This is a genomic window from Cellulomonas sp. P5_C5 (assembly GCF_054049655.1).
In genome coordinates this window covers 97,961-123,941 of the sequence record NZ_JBFULY010000003.1, presented here as the reverse complement: position 1 = coordinate 123,941, position 25,981 = coordinate 97,961, and the positions used below count along the sequence as shown (strand labels likewise).

25 protein-coding genes are annotated in these 25,981 nt (G+C 73.7%); 15 read left to right on the top strand and 10 right to left on the bottom strand.

From position 1 onward, the window contains the following. The first annotated feature begins 24 nt into the window (after positions 1-24). The 3 genes from pgsA to ACXJKF_RS03990 all read left to right on the top strand — a co-directional run bounded on the left by pgsA (position 25) and on the right by ACXJKF_RS03990 (position 1,714). A complete protein-coding gene (gene pgsA / locus ACXJKF_RS04000; protein WP_456786448.1) occupies positions 25-618 on the top strand; it encodes a CDP-diacylglycerol--glycerol-3-phosphate 3-phosphatidyltransferase in 594 nt (197 codons plus the stop codon). 1 nt (position 619) lies between these two features. Continuing rightward, positions 620-1,093 carry a CinA family protein gene (locus tag ACXJKF_RS03995; RefSeq protein WP_456786447.1) on the top strand — a complete coding sequence of 158 codons (474 nt, stop codon included), beginning with the start codon at positions 620-622 and terminating at the stop codon, positions 1,091-1,093. Between the two features lie 279 nt (positions 1,094-1,372). Further along, the gene (locus tag ACXJKF_RS03990) at positions 1,373-1,714 is read left to right on the top strand and encodes a helix-turn-helix domain-containing protein (RefSeq protein WP_456786446.1); all 342 of its coding nucleotides are present in this window, start codon (positions 1,373-1,375) and stop codon (positions 1,712-1,714) included. Positions 1,715-1,907: 193 nt separating this feature from the next. On the opposite strand, the gene ACXJKF_RS03985 is transcribed toward ACXJKF_RS03990, so the two are convergent. Continuing rightward, positions 1,908-2,666 carry a DNA-formamidopyrimidine glycosylase family protein gene (locus tag ACXJKF_RS03985; RefSeq protein WP_456786445.1) on the bottom strand — a complete coding sequence of 253 codons (759 nt, stop codon included), beginning with the start codon at positions 2,664-2,666 and terminating at the stop codon, positions 1,908-1,910. A gap of 12 nt (positions 2,667-2,678) precedes the next feature. Then, positions 2,679-7,550, bottom strand: a complete 4,872-nt coding sequence (locus ACXJKF_RS03980; RefSeq protein WP_456786444.1) for an ATP-dependent helicase — start codon at positions 7,548-7,550, stop codon at positions 2,679-2,681. Between the two features lie 62 nt (positions 7,551-7,612). Here ACXJKF_RS03980 and ACXJKF_RS03975 point away from each other — a divergent pair, with 62 nt between their 5' ends. From ACXJKF_RS03975 to rny, 6 genes are all read left to right on the top strand, one after another. Beyond that, complete coding sequence (locus tag ACXJKF_RS03975; protein ID WP_056021080.1) at positions 7,613-7,846, top strand: DUF3046 domain-containing protein; 234 nt, start codon at positions 7,613-7,615, stop codon at positions 7,844-7,846. A gap of 48 nt (positions 7,847-7,894) precedes the next feature. Continuing rightward, positions 7,895-9,937: an alkaline phosphatase family protein gene (locus ACXJKF_RS03970; RefSeq protein WP_456786443.1), complete on the top strand. Its 2,043-nt coding sequence runs from the start codon at positions 7,895-7,897 to the stop codon at positions 9,935-9,937. Then, a complete protein-coding gene (locus ACXJKF_RS03965) occupies positions 9,934-10,710 on the top strand; it encodes an MBL fold metallo-hydrolase (RefSeq protein ID WP_456786442.1) in 777 nt (258 codons plus the stop codon). Before ACXJKF_RS03970 ends, ACXJKF_RS03965 begins: the two co-directional genes overlap by 4 nt. A 214-nt stretch (positions 10,711-10,924) precedes the next feature. Then, a complete protein-coding gene (recA, locus tag ACXJKF_RS03960) occupies positions 10,925-11,965 on the top strand; it encodes a recombinase RecA (RefSeq protein ID WP_456786441.1) in 1,041 nt (346 codons plus the stop codon). Positions 11,966-11,973: 8 nt separating this feature from the next. Then, on the top strand, positions 11,974-12,564 hold the full coding sequence (locus ACXJKF_RS03955) for a regulatory protein RecX (RefSeq protein WP_456786440.1): 591 nt from the start codon (positions 11,974-11,976) through the stop codon (positions 12,562-12,564). Between the two features lie 136 nt (positions 12,565-12,700). Further along, entirely contained in the window at positions 12,701-14,200 is a 1,500-nt protein-coding gene (gene rny / locus ACXJKF_RS03950; protein ID WP_456786439.1) for a ribonuclease Y, read from the top strand. 3 nt (positions 14,201-14,203) lie between these two features. On the opposite strand, the gene ACXJKF_RS03945 is transcribed toward rny, so the two are convergent. The 4 genes from ACXJKF_RS03945 to ACXJKF_RS03930 all read right to left on the bottom strand — a co-directional run bounded on the left by ACXJKF_RS03945 (position 14,204) and on the right by ACXJKF_RS03930 (position 17,536). After that, positions 14,204-15,064, bottom strand: a complete 861-nt coding sequence (locus ACXJKF_RS03945) for an amino acid ABC transporter permease (protein WP_456786438.1) — start codon at positions 15,062-15,064, stop codon at positions 14,204-14,206. Beyond that, positions 15,061-15,750: an amino acid ABC transporter permease gene (locus ACXJKF_RS03940; protein WP_456786437.1), complete on the bottom strand. Its 690-nt coding sequence runs from the start codon at positions 15,748-15,750 to the stop codon at positions 15,061-15,063. The genes ACXJKF_RS03945 and ACXJKF_RS03940 overlap by 4 nt, the downstream gene beginning before the upstream one ends. Positions 15,751-15,830: 80 nt before the next feature. After that, positions 15,831-16,700, bottom strand: a complete 870-nt coding sequence (locus tag ACXJKF_RS03935) for a glutamate ABC transporter substrate-binding protein (protein ID WP_456786436.1) — start codon at positions 16,698-16,700, stop codon at positions 15,831-15,833. 53 nt (positions 16,701-16,753) lie between these two features. Next, the gene (locus ACXJKF_RS03930) at positions 16,754-17,536 is read right to left on the bottom strand and encodes an amino acid ABC transporter ATP-binding protein (RefSeq protein WP_456786435.1); all 783 of its coding nucleotides are present in this window, start codon (positions 17,534-17,536) and stop codon (positions 16,754-16,756) included. A 123-nt stretch (positions 17,537-17,659) separates the two neighbouring features. On the opposite strand from ACXJKF_RS03930, the gene miaB reads away from it, so the two are divergent. After that, on the top strand, positions 17,660-19,231 hold the full coding sequence (gene miaB, locus ACXJKF_RS03925; RefSeq protein WP_456786434.1) for a tRNA (N6-isopentenyl adenosine(37)-C2)-methylthiotransferase MiaB: 1,572 nt from the start codon (positions 17,660-17,662) through the stop codon (positions 19,229-19,231). A gap of 4 nt (positions 19,232-19,235) precedes the next feature. On the opposite strand, the gene ACXJKF_RS03920 is transcribed toward miaB, so the two are convergent. Both ACXJKF_RS03920 and ACXJKF_RS03915 read right to left on the bottom strand, forming a co-directional pair. Next, on the bottom strand, positions 19,236-19,757 hold the full coding sequence (locus ACXJKF_RS03920) for a YbjN domain-containing protein (RefSeq protein ID WP_456786433.1): 522 nt from the start codon (positions 19,755-19,757) through the stop codon (positions 19,236-19,238). Positions 19,758-19,806: 49 nt separating this feature from the next. After that, positions 19,807-20,403 carry a YbjN domain-containing protein gene (locus ACXJKF_RS03915; protein ID WP_456786432.1) on the bottom strand — a complete coding sequence of 199 codons (597 nt, stop codon included), beginning with the start codon at positions 20,401-20,403 and terminating at the stop codon, positions 19,807-19,809. Between the two features lie 77 nt (positions 20,404-20,480). On the opposite strand from ACXJKF_RS03915, the gene ACXJKF_RS03910 reads away from it, so the two are divergent. From ACXJKF_RS03910 to ACXJKF_RS03890, 5 genes are read left to right on the top strand one after another with little or no spacing between them, the layout of a single operon-like run. Continuing rightward, complete coding sequence (locus ACXJKF_RS03910) at positions 20,481-21,206, top strand: hypothetical protein (RefSeq protein WP_456786431.1); 726 nt, start codon at positions 20,481-20,483, stop codon at positions 21,204-21,206. A 38-nt stretch (positions 21,207-21,244) separates the two neighbouring features. Continuing rightward, complete coding sequence (locus ACXJKF_RS03905) at positions 21,245-21,763, top strand: YbjN domain-containing protein (protein WP_456786430.1); 519 nt, start codon at positions 21,245-21,247, stop codon at positions 21,761-21,763. Between the two features lie 5 nt (positions 21,764-21,768). Then, positions 21,769-22,725, top strand: a complete 957-nt coding sequence (gene miaA, locus ACXJKF_RS03900) for a tRNA (adenosine(37)-N6)-dimethylallyltransferase MiaA (protein WP_456786429.1) — start codon at positions 21,769-21,771, stop codon at positions 22,723-22,725. Beyond that, positions 22,722-23,678, top strand: coding sequence for a diaminopimelate epimerase (gene dapF, locus ACXJKF_RS03895; RefSeq protein ID WP_456786428.1), 957 nt, complete (start codon positions 22,722-22,724; stop codon positions 23,676-23,678). The genes miaA and dapF overlap by 4 nt, the downstream gene beginning before the upstream one ends. Positions 23,679-23,680: 2 nt before the next feature. Beyond that, on the top strand, positions 23,681-24,007 hold the full coding sequence (locus ACXJKF_RS03890) for a thioredoxin family protein (protein ID WP_456786427.1): 327 nt from the start codon (positions 23,681-23,683) through the stop codon (positions 24,005-24,007). On the opposite strand, the gene ACXJKF_RS03885 is transcribed toward ACXJKF_RS03890, so the two are convergent. Together ACXJKF_RS03885 and ACXJKF_RS03880 are read right to left on the bottom strand one after the other, a co-directional pair. Beyond that, positions 23,956-25,335 carry an MFS transporter gene (locus ACXJKF_RS03885; protein ID WP_456786426.1) on the bottom strand — a complete coding sequence of 460 codons (1,380 nt, stop codon included), beginning with the start codon at positions 25,333-25,335 and terminating at the stop codon, positions 23,956-23,958. The genes ACXJKF_RS03890 and ACXJKF_RS03885 overlap by 52 nt on opposite strands. Continuing rightward, positions 25,332-25,937, bottom strand: coding sequence for a class I SAM-dependent methyltransferase (locus ACXJKF_RS03880; protein ID WP_456786425.1), 606 nt, complete (start codon positions 25,935-25,937; stop codon positions 25,332-25,334). Before ACXJKF_RS03880 ends, ACXJKF_RS03885 begins: the two co-directional genes overlap by 4 nt. Between the last annotated feature and the right edge of the window lie 44 nt (positions 25,938-25,981).

The following is a 25,981-nucleotide window of genomic DNA, read 5'->3' as shown; positions in this document are numbered from 1 at the left end:
CCTGCGCCCCTCTAGGCTTGCCGGGTGGTCGACGCCGTACCCTCCGCCTGGAACCTGGCGAACGTGCTCACGGTGCTGCGCATCGCGCTGGTGCCGTTCTTCGCCTGGGCCCTCCTCGCCGACGGCGGGCACACGACGACGGGCCGACTGATCGCGACCACGCTCTTCGTCGTGGCCGCCGCGACCGACCGTCTGGACGGCTGGCTCGCCCGCCGCTCGGGGCAGGTCACCGACCTCGGCAAGATGCTGGACCCGATCGCGGACAAGGTCCTCATCGGCACGGCCCTGGTGCTGCTGTCCTGGCTCGGGGACCTGGCGTGGTGGGTGACCGTGGTCATCCTCGTCCGGGAGCTCGGCATCACGGCGATGCGGTTCTTCCTCTTGCGGTACGTGGTGCTGCCCGCCTCGCGCGGCGGCAAGCTCAAGACCGTGCTGCAGTCGGTGGCGATCGGCCTGTACCTGCTCCCGCTCGACACCCTTCCGCAGGTCGTCTCGGTCGTCGCGACGATCCTCATGGGTGCCGCGCTGGTGGTGACGGTGGTGACCGGCGTCGACTACGCGCGGACGGGCCTGCAGATCCGCCGCACCGCCAGCCGGCCGCCCGCCGCCGGGCTGTGACGTGCCCCTCGCCTCGGACCTCCTCGCGGCGCTCGGCGCCCGGGGCTGGTCGCTGGCCGTCGCCGAGTCGCTGACCGGCGGCCTCGTCTCGGCCAGGCTGGTCGACGTGCCCGGGGCGTCGAGCGTCCTGCGGGGTGCGGTCGTCGCCTACGCCACCGACCTCAAGGGAACGCTGCTCGACGTGGACCGTGCCCTGCTCGACGCGCGCGGAGCCGTCGATCCCGACGTCGCCACGGCGATGGCGCGCGGCGTCCGGGCGCGGCTGGGAGCGGACGTCGGGCTCGCGACGACGGGGGTGGCCGGACCGGACCCGCAGGACGGGCACCCGCCCGGCACCGTGCACGTCGCAGTGAGCACGCCGGACGGCACGAGCGTGCGGTCGCTGCTGCTGACGGGTGACCGGGGGCAGGTCCGTGCGCGGTCGGTGGACGCCGTCCTGGCGCTGGGGGTGGAAATCCTGGGCCGATCGGGGTGAATCTGCGGCTGAGGGTGGGTGGACCGTCCCGCGAGCGGGAACACTGTGAGGGGTCGCGTCGTTGGAACGACCGTGATGAGCACTCGACCTCCGGCACGACGCATGCCTTCGCGTGTCGGCGGTGCAAGGTACGGTGGAATCCTCCCGGCGAAGGGACAGCCGGGCTCTGCGGGTTCCGTGGTCAAGAGTCCCGAAGTGAAGAGTTCCGTGGTTCCGGGTCCGCGACGGACTCCGGCCCCCGGAGTGGATGTGGCACGTGACACGAGAGGGGGAGCCCGAATGGTTGTACTACGTCGAGAGATCGGCGATGTGCTGCGGGACGCGCGACAGCGCCAGGGGCGCACCCTGCGTGAGGTGTCGTCAGCGGCCCGTGTCTCGCTCGGCTACCTGAGCGAGGTGGAGCGGGGTCAGAAGGAAGCATCGTCGGAGCTGCTCAACAGCATCTGCGAGGCGCTCGACGTCCCGATGTCGCTCGTCCTGCGCGAGGTCAGTGACCGCGTCGCTGTCGCCGAGGGTCTGCTGATCCCCGACACGGTGCCCGCGGACCTCGCGGCGTCGGTGGCCGGTGCCGCCGACCTCGGGTGGGCGCGGTCGCGGTCGGAGCTCGCCGCCATCGGCTGATCGGAGGGCTTCGGTCCTCCACGCATGACCGGACGGACGTCTCCGTCCCGGTCGACGGGTCGCTGCCCAGCGCCCGTGACGACGGACAGCGACGTCCGATCGTCCTCCTGCACGGTCCGTGGACACCCGTCCGCGGACCGTTGCTCGTTGTGGGGCGCGGCCCGGCCGGAGCGCGACCGACAGGACCTCGGGGTCAGTCGCGCGCGGCCTGGCAGCGCGGACAGTAGAAGATCGGCCGCTCCATGGGGGGTCGGCGCGCCTGGCCGACGGCGATCGGCGTGCCGCAGCGGTGGCACGGCTGCCGCGTCCGGGCGTGCACGTGCTCGGGGGAGCGGCCGTCGATCACGGAGCGCCGCATCTGCCGACGTGCGACGGCGAGCTGCCGGGACGCGTCGACCTGGTCGGCCGGTGTCCACGGCCACAGCTGCTCCGCGAACAGCGACTCGGCGGCGAACAGGGTGCCGATCCCGGCGACGACGGTCTGGTCGAGCATCACCTCGGCGACGGGCGTCGATCCGCGTGCCGCCCATCGGCGCAGGATCTCGTCGGCGTCGACCGGGTCCGCGAGGATGTCCGGCCCGAGGTGCCCGATGAGCGTGCGCTCGTCGCGGGTGCGGACGACGTCGAGCATGCCGAGGTGGTGCCCGACCGCGGTCCAGTCGGCGGTGGCCAGCACCGCGCGCACGTTCGTCGCACGCCCCGCGGCCGCCGACGTCCCCGTCCGCCAGATCCGCCAGTAGCCGTCCATCCGCAGGTGGGTGTGCAGCGTCCAGCCGTGGTCGAACCGGGTCAGCAGGTGCTTGCCGTAGGAGACGGTCTCCAGCACGGTCCGGCCCACCAGGTCGACCGTGGCTGCCGACGGCCAGCGCAGGTCGGACCGCGTGAGGACCTTGCCGCCGAACGCCAGCTCGAACCGGTGGGCGGTGCGCTTCAGGACGTCGCCCTCAGGCACCGGCGTCCGCCGTCACGGCCGGTCCCGCAGGCGCAGGCCTCGTGGGGTGGTCGCGAAGCCCGCGGCGACCAGTGCGGTGCCGAGCGTGCTGCGCAGTGCGCCGTCGAGGACGTCCACGCCGTCGACGCGCACGATGGTGAGCCGGCCGCTGCGCCGGACCCGCACGGTCGTCGCCAGGCCCTCCGCGGCTGCGGTGAGGACCCCCGCGTCGGACGTGAACGTCAGCACGGTGCGGCCCCCGCGCTCCAGGTAGAGCACGAGCGCGCCGTCGACGAGCACTACCAGGGCACCCGCCTTCCGACCGGGCCGGTGCCGTCCCGCGCCGGCGTCCGACGGGTCGGGACCGGCGACCGGCCACGGCAGCGACGCGCCATAGGGGTTCGCCGGGTCGGTGGCGGCGAGGACGACGACCTGGAGGTCGGTCGGGCCGTCCTGGTCGGCGGACCGCTCGACCACCTGGGCGTCGACCCGCAGCCGGTCGACCGCACCGGGGAGCGCGAACTGCGAGCCGCCGAGGCGCTCGACGAAGTAGCCGCGTCGGACCTGGCCGCCCTGCTCCAGCGCCGACAGCACCCGGTACACGTCCGTGAACCGGGAGCCGATGCCCTCGGCCGGGGCGACGGCCCGGGTCAGGATCCCGTGCCGGTCGAGCAGCTGGGCGGCCAGGGCGTGCGCGCGCAGCGTCGGGTCCTGCTCACGTCCGGGCAGCAACGACCACCGCCCGCCGCTCGCGGCGCCGTTCAGCCCGAGGGCGGTCGACCGCGTGCCCGGGTCCCCGGCCAGCTGGACGGCGGCGCGCAGGCCGAGCCGTGGGCGCAGCGGGCGGCCGCGCGGTGCGGCGGCGCGCGTCCGGTGCGCGGTGCTCCCGCTGCCGAGCCACGCACGGAGCGGGGCGAGCCCGTCGTTGGTCACGTGCCCCGACCAGACGAGGTCCCACACCGCCGCCGACACGTCCGCCTGGCTCGGGGCGGCGTCGTCCGGGCGCAGCTGGCGCACGCGGTCGGTCAACGCCCCGAGGAACCAGGCGCCCCCACCGCCGAGCGCCTCGAGCAGGGCGTCGTGCAAGGGCGTGTCCGGAGCGGCGTCCGCGGCGCGCAGCGTGAGGTCCGCGACCGCGGTGGGGTGCACCGAGACCAGCCCGTCGTGCCCGGCGAGCGCGCCGTGGCCCGCCCAGACCACCTCACCCGCAGCGGTCAGCTCGTCGAGCATCGCGGGGGTGTAGTCGACGACGCGGGCGGGCAGGACGTGGGTCTCCAGGGCCGACGCCGGCATGACGGCCCCGGCGAGCTGCTCGACGACGCGCGCGACGCCGTCGACTCCACGCAGGGTCCCCGTCGCCGAGCTGCGGCCCGACCGCCCCACGGGCTGGACGCCCTGCCAGCGGGGCAGGAAGACGCCGAGCGCCTGCGGGTCGACCGGCTCCACATCGGCGCGCAGCGCGGCGAGCGACCGACGGCGCAGCGTCCGCAGCACGTCGGCGTCGCAGAACTCGTCGCCGGTGCCGCCGAGCACGTCCGGGCGCAATCGCCCCTGCACCAGCACGCCGCGGCCCTCGAGCCGGCGCAGCGTCTCGGTCACGACGGCGACCCCCCAGCCGTAGCGGGCGGCGGCCCGGGCAGCGGTGAACGGCCCGTGCGTCCGGGCGTACCGGCGCAGGAGGTCGCCGACGGGGTCCGGCACGACCTCGGTGAAGGCCTCCGGCACGCCGACGGGCAGCGCCACCCCCAGCGCGTCCCGCAGCCGCCCCGCATCCTCGATCGCGGCCCACTGCTCGGCCCGTTCAGGCGCCACGCCGCCGAGCCGGACGCGGATCAGGCGACGCGCGTCCTCGAGCTCGACCAGCCAGCCGGGGACCTCGTCGCGCACCTCGGGCTTCGTCCGCTCGGCGACCTCCGCCGCGGTGAGCGGGCCGTGCCGCCGCACGGCGTCGGCCAGCTGCTCGAGCGTGCCGGCCTGCCGTTCGGGCGCCCGCCCGCTCAGCTCGGCCTCGGTGCGCACCACGGCCTCGGGGTCGAGCAGGTCGGCCAGCTGGGACTCGCCGCCCTGCCCGAGCAGCTCGGCGAGCAGGGTCGGGTCGAGCGTCAGCGCGGCGGCGCGGCGCTCGGCCAGCGGGGCGTCGCCGTCGTAGAGGAACTGGGCCGTGTACCCGAACAGCAGGGACTGCGCGAAGGGGGACGGCTGGGTGGTCGTGACCTCGACGACGCGGACCCGGCGGGCCACGACGTCGCGCATGAGGGTGGTGAGCGCCTCGGTGTCGAAGTCGTCCTGGAGGCACTCGCGGACGGCCTCGAGCAGGATCGGGAAGTCGGGGTACTCGGACGCCACGGACAACAGCTGCGCGGACCGCTGCCTCTGCTGCCACAGCGGCTGACGGCGGTCCGGCCGGCGGCGGGGGAGCAGCAGGGCGCGGCTCGCCGCCTCGCGGAACCGCGCACCGAACATCGCCGACGAGCCGAGCTCGGCCTTGACCGCGTCGAGCACCTCGTCGGGGTCGAGCAGCAGGTCCGCCAGGTCGATCCCCGGCCCCGTCGACTCGGCCCACGGGTCGTCGACGAGCGACCCGTCGCCCGCGTCGAGCATGTCGGGCAGCCGAAGCACGATCCCGTCGTCGGAGTGCATCGTCGCGGCGTCGACGCCGTACTTCTCGCGCAGCCGGGCGCCGATCACGATGGCCCACGGGGCGTGCACGCGTGCGCCGTACGGCGAGTGCACGACCACCCGCCAGTCGCCCAGCTCGTCGCGGAACCGCTCGACCATCAGCACGACGTCGGTGGGCAGCTCGCCGGTGGCCTCGCGCTGCTCACGCAGGTAGGCGAGCAGGTTGTCCGCGGCCCACGCGTCCAGCCCTGCGGCCTCGACGCGCACGCGGGCGTCGTCGTCGGACAGTGCGCCGAGCTCGCGCACCCAGGCACCCATCGCCTGACCGAGCTCCGCGGGCCGCCCGGGCGAGTCGCCCTTCCAGAACGGCAGCCGGCCCGGCACGCCCGGGGCGGGCGTCACCAGGACGCGGTCGGGCGTGATGTCGTCGATGCGCCACGTGCTGGAGCCGAGCGTGAACATGTCGCCGACCCGCGACTCGTAGACCATCTCCTCGTCGAGCTCGCCGACGCGCTTGCCGCCGCGGACCGTCCCGCCCGAGCGCTCGGCGTCGACCGGGACGTCGCTGGTGGTCGCGCTGCCGGCCAGGAAGACGCCGAAGAGGCCGCGGTCGGGGATGGTGCCGCCGCTGGTCACCGCGAGCCGCAGGGCCCCGGGCCGCCCGCTGAGCACGTCGCGTACCCGGTCCCACACGATCCGCGGCCGCAGCTCCGCGAACTCCTCGCTCGGGTAGCGGCCGGCCAGCATGTCGAGCACCGCGCGCAGCGTCGCCTCGCCGAGCCCGGCGAACGGGGACGCGCGCCGGACGACGGCCGAGAGCTCGTCGAGCGACCAGTCCTCGACCGCGACCATCGCCACGATCTGCTGCGCGAGGACGTCGAGCGGGTTGCGCGGGACCCGCATGGCCTCGAGCGCGCCGTCCCGCATGCGCTGCGCGGTCACCGCCGCCGGGACCAGCTCGCCCCGGAACGTCGGGAAGACGATCCCGCGGGACACGGCGCCCACCTGGTGACCGGCGCGGCCGACGCGCTGCAGCCCGCTGGCGACCGACGGCGGCGACCCGACCTGCACCACCAGGTCGATGGCCCCCATGTCGATGCCGAGCTCGAGGGAGCTGGTGGCCACCACGGCGGGCAGCTGCCCGGCCTTGAGCTCCGACTCGGTCCGGGTGCGCTCCGCGCGGCTCATCGAGCCGTGGTGCGCCCGCGCCAGGATCGTCGTCGCGTGCCGGGTGTCGATGCCGACGGCGGTGCCCGACTGAGCGGGGACGGCCGCTGCGCGCAGGGTCGCCGGGTCCGGGACGTCCTCGCCCGAGCGCTCGGCCCAGACCTCGTTCATCCGTGCAGTCAGCCGCTCCGCGCCACGCCGCGAGTTGGTGAACACCAGCGTGGACCGGTGCTCGGCCACGAGGTCGACGACGCGCTCCTCGACGTGCGGCCAGATGGAGGGACGCGGCAGCTGCCCGGCGGCGGCGCCGGACAGGTCGAGGTCGTCGGGCGTGACGTCGGTGCCGCGCAGGTCCGACAGGTCCGGCACCGGCACGACGACGTCGACCACGATCTTCTTGGTCGACGGCGGCTGGACGACCGTGACGGCCCGTCCGCGGTCCTCCGGGGTCCGCGCGCCGCCCAGGAAGGCAGCGACCGCGTCGACCGGCCGGACCGTGGCGGACAGCCCGATCCGCTGCGCCGGACCCGGGCCGCCCGGGTGGTCGAGCAGGGCGTCGAGCCGTTCGAGCGAGACCGCGAGGTGGGCGCCGCGCTTGGTGCCGGCGACGGCGTGGATCTCGTCCACGATCACGGTGCGGACCCCCGCCAGTCCCGCCCGGGCGCCGGAGGTGAGCACCAGGTAGAGCGACTCCGGCGTCGTGATGAGGATGTCCGGCGGCTTCGTCGCGAAGGCCCTGCGCTCGTTCGGCGGGGTGTCGCCGGTGCGGATGCCGACGGTGACGTCCGGCAGGTCCAGCCCCAGGCGGGTCGCGGCCTGCCGGATGCCCACGAGGGGCGAGCGCAGGTTCCGCTCCACGTCCGTGGCGAGCGCCTTGAGCGGCGAGACGTACACGACGCGGCAGCGCTCGACGGGCTCGTCGGGCCGCTGGCCCGTCAGGAGGCCGTCGAGCGCCCAGAGGAACGCGGCCAGCGTCTTGCCGGAGCCCGTGGGGGCGACCACGAGGGCGTGCTCCCCGCCGGCGATCGCGGTCCACGCGCCCAGCTGCGCGGTCGTGGGCTCGGCGAACGCCCCCGTGAACCAGTTCCTGGTCGGGTCGGAGAAGCGCTCGAGCACCACCCGGCCATTGTGTAGGTCACGACCGACACCCGCGCCTCCCGGAGGGTGGCAGGCTGTCCCCCGTGAGGCTACGAGAGTTCTGGCTGCTGGTGGACGAGGTCCTCGGCAGCGCGCACGGGAGGGAGCTCACCCGTGAGCTCGTGCTGCGAGGCCTCGACCAGCGCACCGCCATGCAGGCGCTCGACGACAACGTCGAGCCCCGGACCGTGTGGCACGCCCTCTGCGACGAGCTCGAGATCCCGGAGAACGCACGCTGGGGTGCCGACGCCCGCCGCCCCGCGCCCCCACGGGCCTAGGAAAGAAGACCGATGACGTCGTCGAGCGGACCTCGCACACCGTCCTGGATGCCCACGCTGCGCGACATCGGCGAGGCGGTGCTGACGCTCCTGACCACGACCGTGGGTCTCGCGGTCGCCGTCGCCGTCATCGACGGCGTCAGGTCCGACACCCCGTGGGCGATCGTGCTCGCCGCCGTGGTGGTGGCAGCCGGTGACCTGCTGCTGCGCGCCCCGCTGCGGTTCCTCGCCCGCCGGGGGAGCGCGGCGCTCGCCCTGGGCCTCGGGCTGCTCGCCCAGGTGGCGGTGCTGTGGCTGGCGCTGTCCGTCGTGCCCGGCATCGGCGCGGACAACCTCTGGTCAGTCCTCGGTGTCCTGGTGCTCACCGCGATCGTCATGGCGATCGGTCGGTGGGTGATCGGCTCGAGCAACAGCGACTACGTGGTCTCCGACCTCGTGCGGCGCGCGGCGCGGCAGGCACGGCGTGAGGGCGTCCGCGCGCCGTCGGCGGGTGAGCCGCGTCCCGCGGGGATGCTCGTCGTGCAGCTGGACGGCGTCGCCGCACCGGTGCTGCGCGAGGCCATCGAGGCAGGGCTGGCGCCCAACGTGCAGCGGTGGATGAGCACGGGCACCCACACGCTCGAGGACTGGTGGGCCCGGATCCCGTCGACGACGCCCGCCAGCCAGGCCGGCCTCCTGCACGGCGACTCGTCCCAGATCCCCGCGTTCCGCTGGTGGGACCGGGACCTCGGCCGGCTCGTCGTGACCAACCACCCCGAGGACGCCGCGCTCGTCGAGCAGCGCCTGACCACGGGCAAGGGGCTGCTCGCGGGCGGCGGGACGGCCGTCTCGACGATGTTCTCCGGGGACGCCGCCACGAGCTTCGTGGTCATGAGCAGGTCGCGCACCAAGGGTCCCGACGGGGGCCTCGGTCCGGGCCCGGCGTACGTGCGCTTCTTCGCGAGCCCGTTCGTGCTGGCCCGTGCCGTGAGCGTGTCCGTGGGAGAGATGTTCAAGGAGCTCTACCAGGCGCACCGCCAGCGGATCCGCGCCGTCCAGCCGCGCATCTCCCGCGGCGGCTGGTACGTGGTGCTCCGCGGGATCACCAACGTGCTCCTGCGCGACCTGAACACCTCGCTCGTGGCGGAGGCGCTCCTGCGCGGCTCACCCACGATCTACGTCGACCTCGTCGACTACGACGAGATCGCACACCACGCAGGGCCGACGCGCCCCGAGTCGCTGCGGTCGCTCGAGGGCCTGGACCGCGTGCTCGGCACGTTCGAGCGTGTCATCGCCGTCGCGCCCCGGGAGTACGAGATCGTCGTGGTCTCCGACCACGGCCAGGCGCTCGGTGCCACCTACGAGCAGCTCGGGGGCGAGACGCTGCTCGACTCGGTGCGCGCGCTCATGGCCGAGCCCGCCGCCGACGGCGTCGAGAGCGACACCGGCGAGGACTGGGGGCTGCTCAACGCCCTGGTCAACAGCGCCCTGAACCTCTCCCGCGGGTCGGCGGTCCTCGGCCCCGACCAGGGCCGCCCCAAGCAGCCCGCCGCGGAGGGGGACCTGCCCGACGTGGTCACCGTCGGCTCGGGGAACCTCGGGCTGGTCTGGTTCCCGCAGGTGCCGCACCGGTTGACGCTCGAGGACTTCCAGGAGCGCTGGCCCGGGCTCGTGACCGGCCTCGCGGCACGGCCCGGTGTCGGGGTCGTGGTGGTCGACACCGCCGAGCGTGGCCTCGTCGCGATCGGTCCGCGCGGCCTGGTCCTGCTCGAGCAGGCCGGCGCGGAGCCCGAGGGAGAGGATCCGCTCCTGCCGTACGGTCCGCGCGGGCACGCCGACCTCCTGCGTGCGGCGCGGCTCCCGCACACGGGCGACCTGCTCCTGATCTCGACCGTCACCGACAGCGGTCACGTGCACGCGTTCGAGGGGCAGGTCGGGTCGCACGGCGGCATCGGGGGCGCGCAGAACCACGCGTTCCTGCTGCACCCGACGCGGTGGGCGATGGCCGACGAGCTGCGTGAGCTCGTCGGCGACGACGAGATCCTGGTGGGCGCCGAGATGGTGCACGAGCAGCTGGTCCGCTGGGCGGACGGCGCCGGTCTGCGGCCATGACCCTGCGGCTGCGCTGGCTGGGTCATGCGAGCACCGTGCTCGACGTCGACGGCGCCCGCCTGCTCACCGACCCGCTGCTGCTCCGGCACGCCGGCCTGCTGCGCCGCCGGGGCGCCGCCCCTCGTGCCGCCCACTGGAAGGGCGCCGACGCGGTGCTCCTGTCGCACCTGCACCACGACCACGCCGAGCTCGGCTCGCTGCGCCTGCTGGCCGACGTCCCGGTGCTGAGCGCCCCCGCGAACGCCCGGTGGCTGCGCGGCCGCGGTGTCGGCTCAGCCGTCGGGCTCACGGACACGCAGTGGTGGGAGGTGCCGGGTTCCGACGTGCGGCTCCGGCTGGTGCCGGCCGTGCACGTGCACCGGCCGATGCCGCACCGGCCGAACGCGGCGCACGGCTTCGTCGTCGTGACCGACTCGTTCCGGGTGTGGTTCGCCGGGGACACGGCGCCGTTCGCGGCGATGGCGGACATCCCGGCGCTCGCGGGCGGCCCGATCGACCTCGCCCTGATGCCCGTCGGCGGATGGGGTCCGCGGCTGTCCGGCGGGCACATGGACGCGGTCCAGGCGGCTCGCGCGTGCGCCCTCGTCGGGGCACGGGCCGCGGTGCCGGTGCACTGGGGGACGTTGCACGCACCGGTGTCGCGACGGCTGCCGCCGGGCTGGATGGACCGCGCGGGCCCCGCCTTCGCGCACGCCGCAGCGCGCGTCGCGCCGTCGGTGGAGGTGCACGTGGTGGAGCCGGGGGAGCAGATCGAGCTGATGCCGGACCATTGACGGCGCCTCGGCGTGTCGCGTGCGTCGAACACCTGTTCGGCTAGGGTGGTGGATGCGGGTGCACGGCTGACCCGCCCACAGCCCCTCCGGCACGCGCCGGGTCCCGGGGACGCGGGCGGTGCGGCCGGGATGTCGGTGGTCGGACATAGCGTCGCTCGCAACAAGACCAGCCCCCGTACCGCAGCAGCAGCTGCTCGAGACAGACGAGGTCGACATGCCCGCACCGAAGGATCGCGAGAAGGCCCTTGAGGCCGCGCTCAGCCAGATCGACCGCCAGTTCGGCAAGGGGTCGATCATGCGGCTCGGGGACGACGGCCGCGCCCCGGTCGAGGTCATCCCCACCGGCTCCATCGCCCTGGACGTCGCGCTCGGCATCGGCGGGCTGCCGCGCGGTCGGGTCGTGGAGATCTACGGCCCGGAGTCCTCCGGCAAGACCACGCTCGCGCTGCACGCGGTCGCCAACGCGCAGAAGGCCGGCGGCATCGCCGCCTTCATCGACGCGGAGCACGCACTGGACCCGGAGTACGCCAAGAAGCTGGGCGTCGACACCGACGCGCTGCTCGTCTCCCAGCCGGACACCGGTGAGCAGGCGCTCGAGATCATGGACATGCTGATCCGTTCCGGCGCCATCGACGTCATCGTCGTCGACTCGGTCGCCGCGCTCGTGCCCAAGGCGGAGATCGAGGGCGAGATGGGGGACAGCCACGTCGGTCTCCAGGCCCGGCTCATGTCCCAGGCGTTGCGCAAGATCACCGGTGCGCTCAACTCGTCGGGCACCACGGCCATCTTCATCAACCAGCTCCGCGAGAAGATCGGCGTGATGTTCGGCTCGCCCGAGACGACGACGGGTGGCAAGGCGCTCAAGTTCTACGCGTCGGTGCGCCTGGACATCCGTCGTATCGAGACGCTCAAGGAGGGGACGGAGGCCGTCGGCAACCGGACCCGCGTGAAGATCGTCAAGAACAAGATGGCCCCGCCCTTCAAGCAGGCCGAGTTCGACATCCTCTACGGGGTGGGCATCTCCCGCGAGGGCAGCCTCATCGACATGGGCGTGGAGCACGGCTTCGTGCGCAAGTCCGGCGCCTGGTACACGTACGAGGGCGACCAGCTGGGCCAGGGCAAGGAGAACGCCCGTGGCTTCCTGCGGGACAACCCCGACCTGGCCATCGAGCTGGACAAGAAGATCAAGGAGAAGCTCGGCATCGGAGCACGGGTCGACGCACCGGCCGACCCCGTGCCGGCTGTGGACTTCTGAGCAGTCGGATGACCAGCAGTACCCGACGTCGGGGGCGGTTCGGCACCGAACCGCCCTCGACGGGCGCGGCAGCACAGGACGCCGAGCCTGACCAGGAGTCCGTGGCGCGGGCGATCGCGCTCCGGCTCCTGACCTCCTCGCCGCGCAGCCGGTCGCAGCTCGCCGAGGCGATGGCCCGCAAGGACGTTCCCGACGAGGTCGCGGAGCGCGTGCTCGACCGCTTCACCGAGGTCGGGCTGATCGACGACGCCGAGTACGCCCGGATGGTCGTCCGGACGCGGCACGCGGAGCGCGGGCTGTCACGACGCGCGATCGCCGTCGAGCTGCGCCGCCGCGGGATCGACGACGAGCTGGCCGGTGACGCGCTCGCCCAGGTCGACGCCGACGACGAGGAGTCGGCGGCGCGGGTCCTCGTACGGCGCAAGCTCGCCTCGACCTCCGGGCTGGACGCGCAGACCCGGTCGCGGCGGACGTTCGCGGCGCTCGGGCGCCGCGGGTACCCGCCAGGGCTCGTGGCGCGGCTCGTGCGCGAGGAGCTCGCAGCGCAGGACTCGGCGGCCGACACCGACCTGGACGGGTTCGACGACGGGACACCGTGACCTTTCGGACGGGTCAGGACACACCGGTCGCGCCTCGGGCCGCCACGTACCCGAACGGTGGTAGGTGTGCGCGACAATGGCGGCTACCCGCGCACCCGTACGGCTGCGCGACGTGCGGTCTGACCAGGAGGACGATGTGGACGCAGGCGCCATCGGCACGATCGTCGGGCTGCTCGGCGCCTGCCTCGTGGCCCTCGTGCTCGTCCTCGTCGCCCGCCGGGAAGCCGGTCTGCAACGGTCCCGCGCGGAGGCGGACGTCGCCTCCATCAAGGACGCGGCGCGCGCCATGCGCGACGACGTCGAGCGGCGCGAGAAGCGGCTGACGGAGCGCGAGCAGTCCGTCGCGACCGAACGGATCGAGATCGACGAGCTCGAGCGACGCGCCCGCGCGGACGCCGAGGCGGCCGCGGAGGCGCGCCGAGCGAGCGCGCGAGCCCTGGAGGAGTCGGAGCGCGCGGCAGCAGCCCGGGCGGCGACCGCGGAACGGGCTGCGCTCGCCGAGCTCGAGGCGGTCACCGGGCTCACCGCCGACGACGCCCGCGCCGAGCTCACCCGTCGACTCGTCGAGCAGGCGCAGAACGACGCCGCCGCGCAGGTCCGCCGTGCCGAGGCGCAGGCCCGCCGCACCGCTGACGCCCGGGCGCGGCGCATCGTCACCACGGCCGTCCAGCGGCTCGCCGTCCCGACGAGCACGCAGTCGCCGCTCACTGTCCTGCCGCTCCCGTCCGACGAGATGAAGGGCCGGATCATCGGCAAGGAGGGCCGCAACATCCGGTCCTTCGAGGCGCTGACCGGCGTGAACGTCCTCGTCGACGACCAGCCCGACGCGGTGGTCCTCTCCTGCTTCGACACCGAGCGCCGTGAGGTCGCCCAGGTCGCGCTCGAGGCCCTCATGGCGGACGGTCGGATCCACCCGCAGCGGATCGAGCAGGCCTACGCCGAGGCGCTGGCCGGAGCGGAGGAGCGCACGGACTCCGCCGGGCACGACGCCGCCGAGCGTGCCGGCGTGAGCGGGTTGCACCCGACGCTCGTGCGCACGCTGGGGCGGCTGCGGCTGCGCACGTCGTACGGGCAGAACGTGCTGGAGCACCTGGTGGAGACCGCACAGCTGGCCGCCACCCTTGCTGCGGAGATCGGCGCGGACGTGGAGGTCGCCCGCCGGGGGGCGTTCCTGCACGACCTCGGCAAGGCCCTGACCGCGGAGCTGCCCGGCACGCACGCCAAGCTCGGCGCCGACCTGGCGCGTCGGCACGGGGAGTCCGCGGCGATCGTGAACGCCATCGCCGCGCACCACGACGAGGTGCCACCCGAGACGGTCGAGGCCGTGCTCGTGCAGGTCGCGGACGCGATCTCGGCATCCCGTCCCGGGGCGCGCCGTGAGGAGCTGGGCCAGTACGTCGAACGCATCGACAAGCTCGAGCAGCTCGTCGCCGCGCACGCCGGGGTGCGGCGCGCGCTGGCCATGTCCGCGGGCCGCGAGGTCCGTGTCATCGTCGAGCCGTCCGAGGTCGACGACTTCGCGCTGCCGCAGCTGGCGGTCGCGATCGCCCGGCACATCGAGGCCGACCTGGCGTACCCGGGCGAGATCACCGTGACCGTCGTCCGCGAGATGCGCGCGAGCGCGACCGCCGGCTGAGACTCAGTCGTTCCCGGTCGCGACCACCAGGCTCGGTGCCTCGGCGCGAGGCTTGCCGGCGGTCCGCTTGCCGACGCGTCCGGCCAGCACGTCGGCCAGCCGGGTCAGCCCGTAGTTGATGACGATGAAGATCAGTGCCGCGACGACCAGCGCCTGGAGGATGTTGCCGTTGCCGGAGCCGAACCGGCGCGCCGCGTCCAGCAGCTCGGGGTAGGTGATGATGACTCCCAGCGCGGTGTCCTTGAGGATGACGACGAGCTGGCTGGCGATCGCCGGCAGCATCGCGATGAGAGCCTGCGGGACCTCGACGAGCCGCAGCGACTGTCCGTCCCGCAGCCCGACGGCCAGCGCGGCCTCGCGTTGCCCGCGCGGCAGGCCGTGCACGCCGGAACGGACGAGCTCGGCGAACACCGACCCGTTGTAGAACGTCAGCCCCAGGACGACGGCGACGAGGGGCACGTCGGACGGCTCGAGAATGCGCAGCTGCCCGAGGCCGAGGTAGAAGAAGATCATCATGAGCAGCACGGGGACGGCGCGGAAGAACTCGACGATCGTGCCGCTGATCGACCGGACGGTCTTCGACGTGGAGAGCCGACCGAGCCCGAAGAAGAAGCCGAAGACGGCGGCCGTGACGATCGAGATGCCGGCGGCAGTCAGGGTGTCGATCAGGCCCGGGATGAGGTAATTGGTCCACGGGTTGGCCGTGAGGAACGGCGTCCACAGGTCGGGGTCGAGCTGGCCCTTGGCGCCGAGGCGCGCGAGCACCCACACGGCGATGCCGATCACGATGATGGTCGCGCCGATGTTGGCCCACACCATGCGGCGCCGAGCGACCGGGCCGGGGACGTCGAACAGGGTGCTCATCGGGCCACCGCCAGTCGTCGGGAGAGCGCTGTGGTCGCCAGGCCGACGGGCACGACGATGATGACGAAGCCGAGGGCGAACGTGAGGAAGATCGCGAGGATCACGTCGGGGCGGAACTCGATCATGGTCTTCATCAGGCCGGACGCCTCGGCGACGCCCGCGGCCGACGCGACGGTCGAGTTCTTGGTGAGCGCGATGAGCACGTTGCCGAGCGGGGCGACGGAGCCGCGAAACGCCTGCGGCAGGATGATCAGCCGCGCCGCGGGCCAGAACGACAGCCCGATCGCGCGGGCCGCCTCGGCCTGGCCCACGGGAACCGTGTTCACGCCGGACCGCAGAGCCTCGCACACGAACGCGGCATGGTAGACGGACAGTGCGAGCACGGCGAGGCGGAAGAAGTTCGTCGTGAAGTCGGGGGAGAGCGTGATGCCGAGCTGCCCCCAGAGCCCGAGCACGCAGAACACCATGATGATCGTCAGCGGGGTGTTGCGCAGGAGCGTGACGTAGGTCGAGCCGGCCCAGCGCAGGCTCGGCACGGGGGAGATCCGCATGGTCGCCAGGAGGGTGCCGATGATCAGCGCGAGGATCGCTGAGTAGAACGTCAGCTGGATGTTGACCCAGAACGCGGCGAGTACGTCGAACTCGCTGAACAGTGAGGTGAACTGCTGGAGGAAGCCGTCGTCCACCGACGCTCCTTGCTCTCGGGGGGCTCTCCGGGTGACCGGGGGCCCGCGCGTGACGCGCGAGCCCCCGGTCCCTCAGCGGGTCAGGCGCAGGCGGCGGGCGTCGGAGGGTTGAGGTCCTCGTTCGCCTTGTACCCGGAGGCGCCGACGTTCTTGTCGAGCAGCTCCTGCCAGGTGCCGTCGTCGATCATCTTGGTGATGGCCTCGTTGATGGCCTCACACTTGTCGCTGTCCATCGGGATGCCGACGCCGTAGTTCTCCTCGGAGAACGGGTTGCCGACGACCTTGACCTTGCCCTCGTTGGCGGGCACGGCCGCGAGGCCGGCGAGGATGATGTCGTCCGTCGTGACCGCGTCGACCGTCCCTGCCGTCAGGGCGGTGACGCACTCGGCGTACCCGGGCTGCTCGAGCAGGTTGGTGCCGGCGGCGTACTCGTCCTTGATGCGCTGCGCGGACGTGGACCCCGTGACGGAGCAGAGGTTCTTGCCCTCGAGGTCCTCCGGGCCGCTGATCGAGTCGTCGTCCGCGGCGACCAGGAGGTCCTGGCCGGCGACGAAGTAGGGGCCGCCGAAGGAGACGACCTCCTTGCGCTTGTCGGTGATCGAGTAGGTGGCGAAGATCATGTCGACCTGGCCGTTCTGCAGCAGCGTCTCGCGCTGCGCGGAGGGTGCCTGGACCCACTCGATCTGGTCCTCGCCGTAGCCCAGCTCGCCGGCCACGAACTTCGCGACGTCGACGTCGAACCCGGTGTACTCGCTGCCGTCCTGGTAGCCCAGTCCGGGCTGGTCGAACTTGATGCCGATCTTGATGGTGCCCTCGGCGCCGCCGGTCTCCTCCGTCGCCTCGCTCGTCGCGCCGGCGTCGGTGTCGTCTCCGCCGTCGCCGCTCGAACAGCCGGCGAGCGTCAGCGTGGCCGCTGCCGCGAGAGCCAGTACCAGTCGTCCTCTACGCATCGTTCGTCCCCTTCGTGTGGTGTGCAGTGTCGGTTCGGTCTGAGTGGGGCGTGTCAGTGGGTGAGGATCTTCGAGAGGAAGTCCTGGGCGCGGTGGCTCTTGGGAGCGGTGAAGAACGTCTCCGGGTCGGCTTCCTCGACGATCTGGCCGCCGTCCATGAAGACGACACGGTTCGCGGCCCGGCGGGCGAAGCCCATCTCGTGGGTGACGACGATCATCGTCATGCCGTCGCGGGCGAGGCCGACCATGACGTCGAGCACCTCGTTGATCATCTCGGGGTCGAGGGCCGAGGTGGGCTCGTCGAAGAGCATGACCTTCGGCTGCATCGCGAGCGCGCGGGCGATGGCGACGCGCTGCTGCTGACCGCCGGAGAGCTGGGCGGGGAGCTTGTCGGCCTGGTTCCGCACGCCCACGCGGTCGAGCAGGGCGAGCGCGATCTCCTTGGCCTTGGCCGGCTTGACGCCCTTGGCCTTGACCTGACCCAGCGTGACGTTCTCCAGGACGGTCTTGTGCGCGAAGAGGTTGAACGACTGGAACACCATCCCGACGTCCGCCCGGAGCCGGGCGAGCGCGCGACCCTCCTCCGGCAGCGGCACGCCGTCGAGGACGATGGTGCCGGAGTCGATGGTCTCCAGCCGGTTGATCGTGCGGCAGAGCGTCGACTTCCCGCTTCCGGACGGGCCGATGATCACCACGACCTCGCCGCGACTCACGGTGAGGTCGATGTTCTGGAGCACGTGCAGCGCACCGAAGTGCTTGTCGACGCCGCGGAGCTCCACGAGGGCGTCGGACGTCTGGTCGGTCGGGGCGGGCGGTGCGGCTGAGGTGTCCACCATTGGATGAACCTACGGGGGGTTTGCCCGATCTGGCGAGCGATGACGGTCACGGTTCGGCAACGTCACCGTCAAGCAAGCCCCCAGGTGAGGGACTCAGGAAGAGCGGCCGTACCCTTGTCGGTGATGTCCACGACCCTGCCCGCCCTGCTGCCCGACGCCTCGACACCTGAGCGCGACGGCGCTGCGCGCACCTATCTGGTCAAGACCCTCGGGTGCCAGATGAACGTGCACGACTCCGAGCACATGGCCGGCATGCTGGAGCAGGCCGGGTACGTCGCGGCGAGCCCGGTGCAGGCTGCGGCGGAGGACGCGGACGTCATCGTCATCAACACGTGCGCGGTCCGCGAGAACGCGGCCGACAAGCTCTACGGCAACCTCGGCCGGCTCGCCGCCTCCAAGCGCGCACGGCCCGGGATGCAGATCGCGGTCGGCGGCTGCCTCGCGCAGAAGGACCGCGCGGGCATCGTCGAGCGGGCGCCGTGGGTCGACGTCGTGTTCGGCACGCACAACCTCGACGTCCTGCCGGTCCTGCTGGAGCGCGCGCGGCACAACGCGGCGGCCCAGGTCGAGATCGAGGAGTCGCTGAAGGTCTTCCCCAGCACGCTGCCCACGCGGCGCGAGTCGGTCTACGCCGGCTGGGTGTCCATCAGCGTCGGCTGCAACAACACGTGCACCTTCTGCATCGTCCCGCACCTGCGCGGCAAGGAGCGCGACCGCCGGCCGGGGGAGATCCTCGCGGAGGTCGAGGCGCTCGTGTCGCAGGGCGCCATCGAGGTCACCCTGCTGGGCCAGAACGTGAACTCCTACGGCGTCGAGTTCGGTGACCGCGGCGCGTTCGCGCGGCTGCTGCGGGCCGTCGGCGCGATCGAGGGCCTCGAGCGGGTGCGCTTCACGTCCCCGCACCCGGCCGCGTTCACCGACGACGTCATCGAGGCGATGGCCCAGACCCCGACGGTCATGCCTCAGCTGCACATGCCGCTGCAGTCAGGCTCGGACCGCATCCTGCGGGCCATGCGCCGCTCGTACCGGTCGGAGAAGTTCCTGGGCATCCTCGACCGCGTGCGGGCCGCGATGCCGGACGCGGCGATCACCACCGACATCATCGTCGGCTTCCCCGGGGAGACCGAGGAGGACTTCGCCGAGACCCTGCGGGTCGTCGAGGCCTCGCGGTTCTCCTCCGCGTTCACGTTCCAGTACTCGCCGCGCCCGGGGACCCCGGCGTTCGACCTGACCGACGAGATCCCCAAAGCGGTGGTCCAGGAGCGCTTCCTGCGGCTGACCGCCCTGCAGGACCGCATCGCGCACGAGGAGAACCAGGCCCAGATCGGCCGGACCGTGGAGGTGCTGGTCGCCGAGACGGAGGGCCGCAAGGACGGTGCGACGCACCGCGTCACCGGGCGCGCTGCCGACAACCGGCTGGTGCACCTCGCCCTGCCCGACGGGGACGTCGACGTCCCCCGCCCGGGCGACCTGGTGTCCGTGACCGTCACGCACGCCGCGCCGTACCACCTCGTGGCCGACTCCGCGCTGACGGGCGGCACGTTCGCCGTGCGACGCACGGCCGCCGGCGACGCGTGGGACCGGCGCCAGAGCAGCCAGGACGAGCACAGCCACGGTGGCGCCGGCGAGGCCTGCGGCACCGGCGGCCCGGCCGGACCCGTCGTGCTCGGTCTGCCGACGTTCGCGCGGCGCTGACCGCTCAGTTGTCCGGCACGTCCGGCGGCGTCACGTCGTCACGCGGGAGGACGGCCTCGAGCGACGAGAACATCTGCACGCCCGTGCCCAGCCCGCACGCGAGCAGCTGCGCGAGCTGCGGCTCCGTCACCCCGGGCTCGAAGTCGGCCGACACCTCGCTGTAGAGGGCGAGCACACCCTCCTCCTCGCGCAGGTACGCCTTGGGCCAGATGCGCTCGCGGTTCCAGTCGTTGACCGCCAGCGACGCGACCTCGCGCTGGTCGAGCTGCAGGCTCCGGTGCCACCGGCCGCGGACCTGGAGGATCTCCTGCTGCTCGCCGAGGAGCAGGAACCAGAAGCGGCTCCCGTCCCACGTCCCCGTGAGGTCGCCGTCGTCGTCGACCACGAAGCGGTAGCCGCGCGCGACGAGGTAGTCCGCGATCCGCTCCCGGGTCAGGGGACCGGGCGGCTCGTCGTCGGGCGTGGGTCGCTTGGTGGGCTTCGGCAGCCCGCCGAGCACCCGCAGCAGCCAGCCGGGCCCGCTCATGAGCCCACCTCGTTCGCGGGCCTGCGGGCGACCACGCCCTCCGGCCCGCTCACGGGGCCACCCCCGCCGGGTCCGGGTACCGCTCGTCGAGCGCGTCGAAGAACATGCTGCCGGTGGACAGGCCGCAGAAGAGCATCTGGCTCAGCTGGGCGTCCGTGGCGCCGTGCTCGAGGTCCGTCGCCACCTCGGAGACGACGTGCACGCGACCGTTGTCCCGGACGCGGACGTACGCCTTGGGCCAGATCCGGTCCGCGTTCCACTCGTTGCAGACGTCGAGCACCTCCTCGAGCCGCTCGATCGCCACCTCCCGGTGCCACTGGCCGCGCACCTGCAGGATCTCCGACTTCTCCCCGAAGAGGAAGAAGTAGAAGAGCCGCCCGCGCCACAGGCCACCCAGGTCACCGTCGTTGTCCACGAAGTAGCTGAACTGGTTGTTGGTCATCCACGCGGCGATCCGGGCCGGTGTCACGTCGGACGGCAGGTCCGCGGCGGGCTCGGCGACGCCCAGCTCGCGGGCCAGCAGCTCCGCGACGCGGTCGTGCAGCTCGTCGTCGGCGGGCTCGAGGTCCGCGTCCGCGTCCGAGGCAGCCGCGGGCCCAGGACGCCCTTGCCACCAGCGCCGTGCGCGATCCCCGAACGACCCCATGCGCACGACAGTACCGGCGGTCGGCCACACCGGGGTGCCGTCATTCGGGTGGCGGAGGTCTCCCGTAGGTTCGGGGGATGCTCGTCGCCGCTGCCCTCGTCCCGGACACCGCGCTGCTGGTTCCTGGCGTCGCAGGTGGGGCGGACGCGCTCGTCGGGCTCCGCACGGCGGCCGTCGACGCGGTCGCCGAGGTGGTCGGGGCCGACGTCGCGACGATCGTCGTCGTGGCGCCCGGCCCGGTCCCGCGCGAGCTCACGGGGACGGTCCGACCCTCGCTCGGCGCCGCCGGTGTGCCCGACGACCTGCTCTGGTGGCCGGTCGACCCCGTCGAGCTCGGCGGGGACGGCCAGGACGTCCCGTCGGTCCCGAGCGCCGTCGGTCTGCACCTGCTCGCGCGGGCGCGCGGGCACACGCGGCTGCGGGTCGTGGAGGTGACCGGTCGGCAGAGCCCCGAGGCGCTCGCCGCCCTCGGCCGCGAGCTCGTGCGCGACGCGCCGACCGGGCTGGTCGTCGTCGGTTCGGGCAGCGGGCGGCACGGCCCCGACGCACCCCTCGCGGACGACCCGCGCGCACCCGACCACGACGCGCGCGTGCTGGCCGACCTCACCGACGCCGGGCCCGAGGCCAGGACGCGGCTCGCGGCCGACGACGCCGACCTCGCTGCCGAGCTGGCCGTCCGGGGCTGGGCGCCGTGGCAGGTGCTCCTGGGCGCGGCCGGCGACCGCCCCGTCCGGTCGCGGGTGCTCGCGGAGTCGACGGAGCTCGGGGCGCAGCACGCGGTGCTCCTCTGGGACGCCCGGTAGGGTCTCTCGCTGTCCGTCCCCGACACGCCGAGGTCCCGATGTCATCCGCCGAGCACGAGCCCACCACCCTGCCGCCCCTGTCGACCGCGCGGGTGGCCGAGCGGCTCGACGCCCGCGGGTCGGTCTACGGCACCGACAAGGACGGCGACCTGGTGGGCCGCTGGGACGGTCACCCGTTCTGGTTCATCACCCTGGGCCGCGCCAAGGAGTACCTGCAGGTCCGTGGCCGCTGGGCGCGCCAGGTGCCCGGCACCGAGTTCGGCAACGTGCTCCTGGGCGCGAACGCGTGGTCCGAGACGATGGTCTGGCCCAAGATCTTCGTGCGGATCGAGGCCGAGCAGGTCGCCGTCTACACCGAGCACACGGTCGACTACGAGCACGGCCTCACCGACGAGCAGCTGGACCTGCACCTGACCGTCGGCATCGCCAGCGCGCTGCGGTTCTTCGCGGGGCTCGACGAGAAGTACCCCGACGCGGTCCCGACCGTCCCGGTCGCCCCTGCGCCGCCCGAGGTGCCGATCGCGTACACGGACCCCGCCCGACCCACCCTGGACTGACGCCGATGGCCCTCGTGGTCGCGCTCGTCGGGCCGACGGCGACGGGCAAGTCCGACCTCGGGCTCGCGCTCTCGCACGCCCTGGGCGGCGAGGTCGTGAACGCCGACGCCATGCAGCTCTACCGGGGCATGGACATCGGTACCGCCAAGCTCACGCCCGACGAGCGCCAGGGCGTCCCGCACCACCTCCTGGACGTCCTGGACGTGCACCAGGACGCGTCGGTGGCCGACTACCAGGCACGCGCCCGCACGGCACTGGGCGAGATCGAGGGCCGCGGCAACCGCTCCATGGCGGTCGGGGGCTCGGGTCTGTACGTCCGGGCGCTGCTCGACCACATGGAGTTCCCCGGGACCGACGCCGACGTCCGGGCGCGCCTCGAGGCGCGCGTCGAGGCGGAGGGCGCCCGCGCGCTGCACGCCGAACTCGCGGCGGCAGACCCGGTGGCGGCCGGCGGGATCGGCCCGCGCAACGCCCGTCGCATCGTCCGCGCGCTGGAGGTCATCGAGATCACCGGACGGCCGTACTCCGCGAGCCTCCCGCAGCACGTCTACGAGGTGCCGGCGGTCCAGCTCGGGCTGGACTGCGACCGCGCGGTCCTCGACACGCGGATCATCCAGCGCGTCGATCGGATGTGGTCGCGCGGGCTCGTCGAGGAGGTCGAGCACCTGCGCGCGCACGGGCTGGGTCGGACGGCGTCACGGGCCGTGGGCTACGCCGAGGTGCTGGCGATGCTCGACGGCGAGCTGACCGAGGACGAGGCGCGTGCCGCGGTCGCCGCGGGGACCCGTCGCCTCGCGCGCAAGCAGATGGGCTGGTTCGGCCGGGACCCGCGTGTGCACTGGCTCGACGCCCAGGACCCGGACCTCGTCGAGCGGGCGCTCGCGCTCGTCGCCGCCGCGGACGCCGGTGACCTGGGCCTCGCCACCGACGACCCGACGCCACGACGTAGCCTGGGCTCATGACCGTGGTGGCCGCCCCGACGCTGCACGTGACCAAGGGTCACGGCACGCAGAACGACTTCGTGCTGCTCGACGACCGCGACGCGCTCGTCGAGCTGTCGCCGGTCCTGGTCCGAGGGCTCGCCGACCGGCGTGCCGGGGTCGGTGCGGACGGCGTCATCCGGGTCGTCGCCAGCGAGCACGTGCCCGAGGGCGTTGCGGCGCTGGCCGAGGACCCCGACGCGCACTGGTTCATGGACTACCGCAACGCCGACGGCTCGGTCGCGGAGATGTGCGGCAACGGGGTCAGGGTGTTCGCCGCCTACCTGGAGCGCCTCGGGCTGTGGGACGCGGCCGACGGCGAGCTCGCGCTCGGGACGCGGGCGGGAGTCCGACGCGTCCGCCGGGTGCCCGTGCCGACGGGCGTCGGCGACGACGTCTGGTACGCCGTCGACATGGGCCGCTGGTACCTGCCCGGCGGGTCGCAGGCGGTGCGTGACGGCGCCGACGCGGAGGTCCTCGTCTCCGGGCTCGACGTCGCCCGCGCGGGACTGAGCGTGGACGTCGGCAACCCGCACGTGGTGCTCGCCCTCGGCGACGAGGACGAGCTGGCCGCAGCGGACCTCACCACGGCGCCGCAGGTCACGCCGGTGCCGCCGCACGGCACCAACGTCGAGCTCGTCGTGCCGCTGGGGGAGCACGAGGCTCCGGACGGGTCGCTCGTCGGTCGCGTGCGGATGCGCGTGCACGAGCGGGGCGTCGGGGAGACCCGGTCGTGCGGGACGGGTGCGTGCGCGGCGGCCCTGGCGGTCCGCACCTGGGCCGGCGCGGGAGCGCCCGACGTCTGGCTGGTCGACGTGCCCGGGGGGACCGTCCGCGTGAGCGTGCTGGCGGACGGGCACGTCGAGCTCGCCGGACCCGCCGTCCTCGTGGCCGCGGCCGACGTCGACCTCACCGCCCTGGTCGCCGGGCACTGATCGTGGTGCGTCTGACCCCGGCGGACCTGGGCGTGCCGCTCGGCGCACGCGCCACGGTCGTGCAGTTCTCCAGCACCTTCTGCGCACCGTGCCGGTCGACCCGCTACGTCGTCGAGCGGGCCGTCGCGACGGCCGACGGGGTCGCGTACGCGGACCTCGACATCGCCGACCACCTGGCGCTCGGCGAGCGGCTCGCCATCGACGTCACGCCCACGGTCCTCGTGCTGGACGCCCGCGGTGACGTGGTTCGTCGCGCGACGGGCGTGCCGACGCTCGCTCAGCTGCGCAGCGCGCTCGACTCGGCGTCGTCGGTCGAGTCGTCCGCCTGAGGGCGGCCGGCCCCCACGCGCGGCCCCACCAGCGCGGCGCCCACGGCGAACGCCGCGGCGACCGCCAGCGCGGCGGTGAACGGAGCGTCCGCGTCGCTGTCCGCCGCGGCGAAGGCGAGCGCGGTGAGGGCCAGGGCGAGGGCCGCGCCGATCGAGTCCGCGATCGACAGCGCGGAGCTGTTCACGCCCTGCGTCCCGGGGCCCGAGTAGGCGAGCACGAGCACCGTCAACCGGGAGTACACGAGACCCATCCCGGCCCCCGCCAGCATCCAGGAAGCGATCGCGACCGTGGGCGGCAGGTGGACCGCCGCGGTGACCAGCACCCCGGAGACGGAGACGACCACCAGGAGAGAGCCGACGACGACCGCCGTGCGGGACGGCAGCCGGTCCCCGAGGCGTCCCTGCAGCCACGAGGTCCCGGCCCAGGCGACACCCGCGAACGTGAGCGCGATCCCCGCGGTCGTCGGCGAGAACGCGTACCGCTCGGTGAGCAGGTACGGCAGGTACACCTCGGCCCCCAGGAACGCGCCGGACACCAGACCGCGGGTCGCGATGACGCTCGGCAGGCCGCGCGCCGCGCGCATGGTGCCGGCGGGGACCACGGCGCGCAGCGCGACGAGGGCGCCCACACCGGTGCCGACGGCGACGACCACCGACCACGGCAGCGGCACCTGCGCGGCGAGGTTGAGCCCGAGGACGGCCGCGGCGGCGAGAGCGGCCCAGGCGAGCCGGCCGCGCGGCGCCGCCTCACCGGCGGTCTCGGGTGGCCCGATCCGGCGCAGCGCCGGGACCAGCATCAGCGTCGTCGGGATCACCAGCAGCGCGACCCCGAGGAACACCCAGCGCCACCCCGCGTGCTGCGCGACGGCTCCCGCGCCCGCCGGCCCGACCAGCGACGGGATGATCCACGCCGCCGCGAACCACGCGAACACCCGCGGGTGCAGCATCGCCGGGTAGAGCCGGGCCACGACGACGTACAGCGCGACCGTCATGGCCCCGCCGCCGAACCCCTGGAGCAGCCGACCCCCGACGAGCACGCCCATCGACGGCGCGGCGCCGGCCACGAGGATGCCCGCGGTGAACAGCCCGACGGCCACCAGCAGCGGCGTCCGCGGTCCGCTGCGGTCGCTCCACGGGCCGGCCAGCACCATGCCCACGACCCCCGTCGCCAGCGGCCCCGCGAACGCGAACGCGTACAGCGAGGCCCCGTCGAGCGCATCCGAGACGGTCGGCATCACGGTCGTCACGGCCAGCGACTCGAACGCGACCATGAAGATCAGCGCGACCATGCTCCAGGTGGTGGTGCGCAGCTCCCGCCAGTCGCTCATCGGTCGTGCACGACGAGCACGCGGAACCCCTTGGCGCTCGCGGTGCGGTCGACGGCGACGCCGAGCTCGGTGGCGATCCACCGCTGCAGGGAGTCGGCGCCCAGGTTCTTGCCGACGACGAGGTGCGCCTCGCCGCCGGGGGCGCGACGACCGAGCCAGTGCGTCAGCATCGCGTGCAGCGCGACCTTCCCGACGCGGATCGGCGGGTTGGACCAGATCGCCGCGAAGCGCACGTCGTCGGGGACCTCGTCGGGACGCACGGCACGCAGGTTCGTCGCGCCCAGGCGTTCGGCGTTGCGGCGCGTCAGGTCGAGCGCCCGCTCGTTGACGTCGACCGCCCACACCCGCGCGGCGGGGGACTCCAGCGCCAGCGTGAGCGCGATCGGTCCCCACCCGCAGCCGAGGTCGAGCAGGTCCCCGCCCGTCGGCGGCGCGGGGACGTGGTCGAGGAGCACCCGCGTGCCCAGGTCGACGTGGTCGGGGGAGAAGATCCCGCCGGCCGTCTCGACCTCGACCTCCCGGCCCGCCAGGTGGACGCGCAGCAGCCGGCGCTCGTCGGGGGAGGCCGGCTGTGCGGTGAAGTAGTGGTCCTGCTCGCTCACGGCGCCGACGATACCCACGCGAGCGCGCTCGGCCCGCAGCGAAA

Excerpts from the sequence above, each read along its gene's own strand:
- recA (WP_456786441.1), top strand. The coding sequence starts at position 10,925 with ATGCCCGCACCGAAGGATCGCGAGAAGGCCCTTGAGGCCGCGCTCAGC.
- ACXJKF_RS03910 (WP_456786431.1), top strand. The coding sequence starts at position 20,481 with ATGCTCGTCGCCGCTGCCCTCGTCCCGGACACCGCGCTGCTGGTTCCT.
- ACXJKF_RS03990 (WP_456786446.1), top strand. The coding sequence starts at position 1,373 with ATGGTTGTACTACGTCGAGAGATCGGCGATGTGCTGCGGGACGCGCGA.
- ACXJKF_RS03920 (WP_456786433.1), bottom strand. The coding sequence starts at position 19,757 with ATGAGCGGGCCCGGCTGGCTGCTGCGGGTGCTCGGCGGGCTGCCGAAG.
- ACXJKF_RS03970 (WP_456786443.1), top strand. The coding sequence starts at position 7,895 with ATGCCCACGCTGCGCGACATCGGCGAGGCGGTGCTGACGCTCCTGACC.
- ACXJKF_RS03965 (WP_456786442.1), top strand. The coding sequence starts at position 9,934 with ATGACCCTGCGGCTGCGCTGGCTGGGTCATGCGAGCACCGTGCTCGAC.
- ACXJKF_RS03885 (WP_456786426.1), bottom strand. The coding sequence starts at position 25,335 with ATGAGCGACTGGCGGGAGCTGCGCACCACCACCTGGAGCATGGTCGCG.
- ACXJKF_RS03905 (WP_456786430.1), top strand. The coding sequence starts at position 21,245 with ATGTCATCCGCCGAGCACGAGCCCACCACCCTGCCGCCCCTGTCGACC.
- ACXJKF_RS03935 (WP_456786436.1), bottom strand. The coding sequence starts at position 16,700 with ATGCGTAGAGGACGACTGGTACTGGCTCTCGCGGCAGCGGCCACGCTG.
- dapF (WP_456786428.1), top strand. The coding sequence starts at position 22,722 with ATGACCGTGGTGGCCGCCCCGACGCTGCACGTGACCAAGGGTCACGGC.
- ACXJKF_RS03945 (WP_456786438.1), bottom strand. The coding sequence starts at position 15,064 with ATGAGCACCCTGTTCGACGTCCCCGGCCCGGTCGCTCGGCGCCGCATG.
- miaB (WP_456786434.1), top strand. The coding sequence starts at position 17,660 with ATGTCCACGACCCTGCCCGCCCTGCTGCCCGACGCCTCGACACCTGAG.
- ACXJKF_RS03915 (WP_456786432.1), bottom strand. The coding sequence starts at position 20,403 with ATGGGGTCGTTCGGGGATCGCGCACGGCGCTGGTGGCAAGGGCGTCCT.
- ACXJKF_RS03955 (WP_456786440.1), top strand. The coding sequence starts at position 11,974 with ATGACCAGCAGTACCCGACGTCGGGGGCGGTTCGGCACCGAACCGCCC.
- miaA (WP_456786429.1), top strand. The coding sequence starts at position 21,769 with ATGGCCCTCGTGGTCGCGCTCGTCGGGCCGACGGCGACGGGCAAGTCC.
- ACXJKF_RS03930 (WP_456786435.1), bottom strand. The coding sequence starts at position 17,536 with ATGGTGGACACCTCAGCCGCACCGCCCGCCCCGACCGACCAGACGTCC.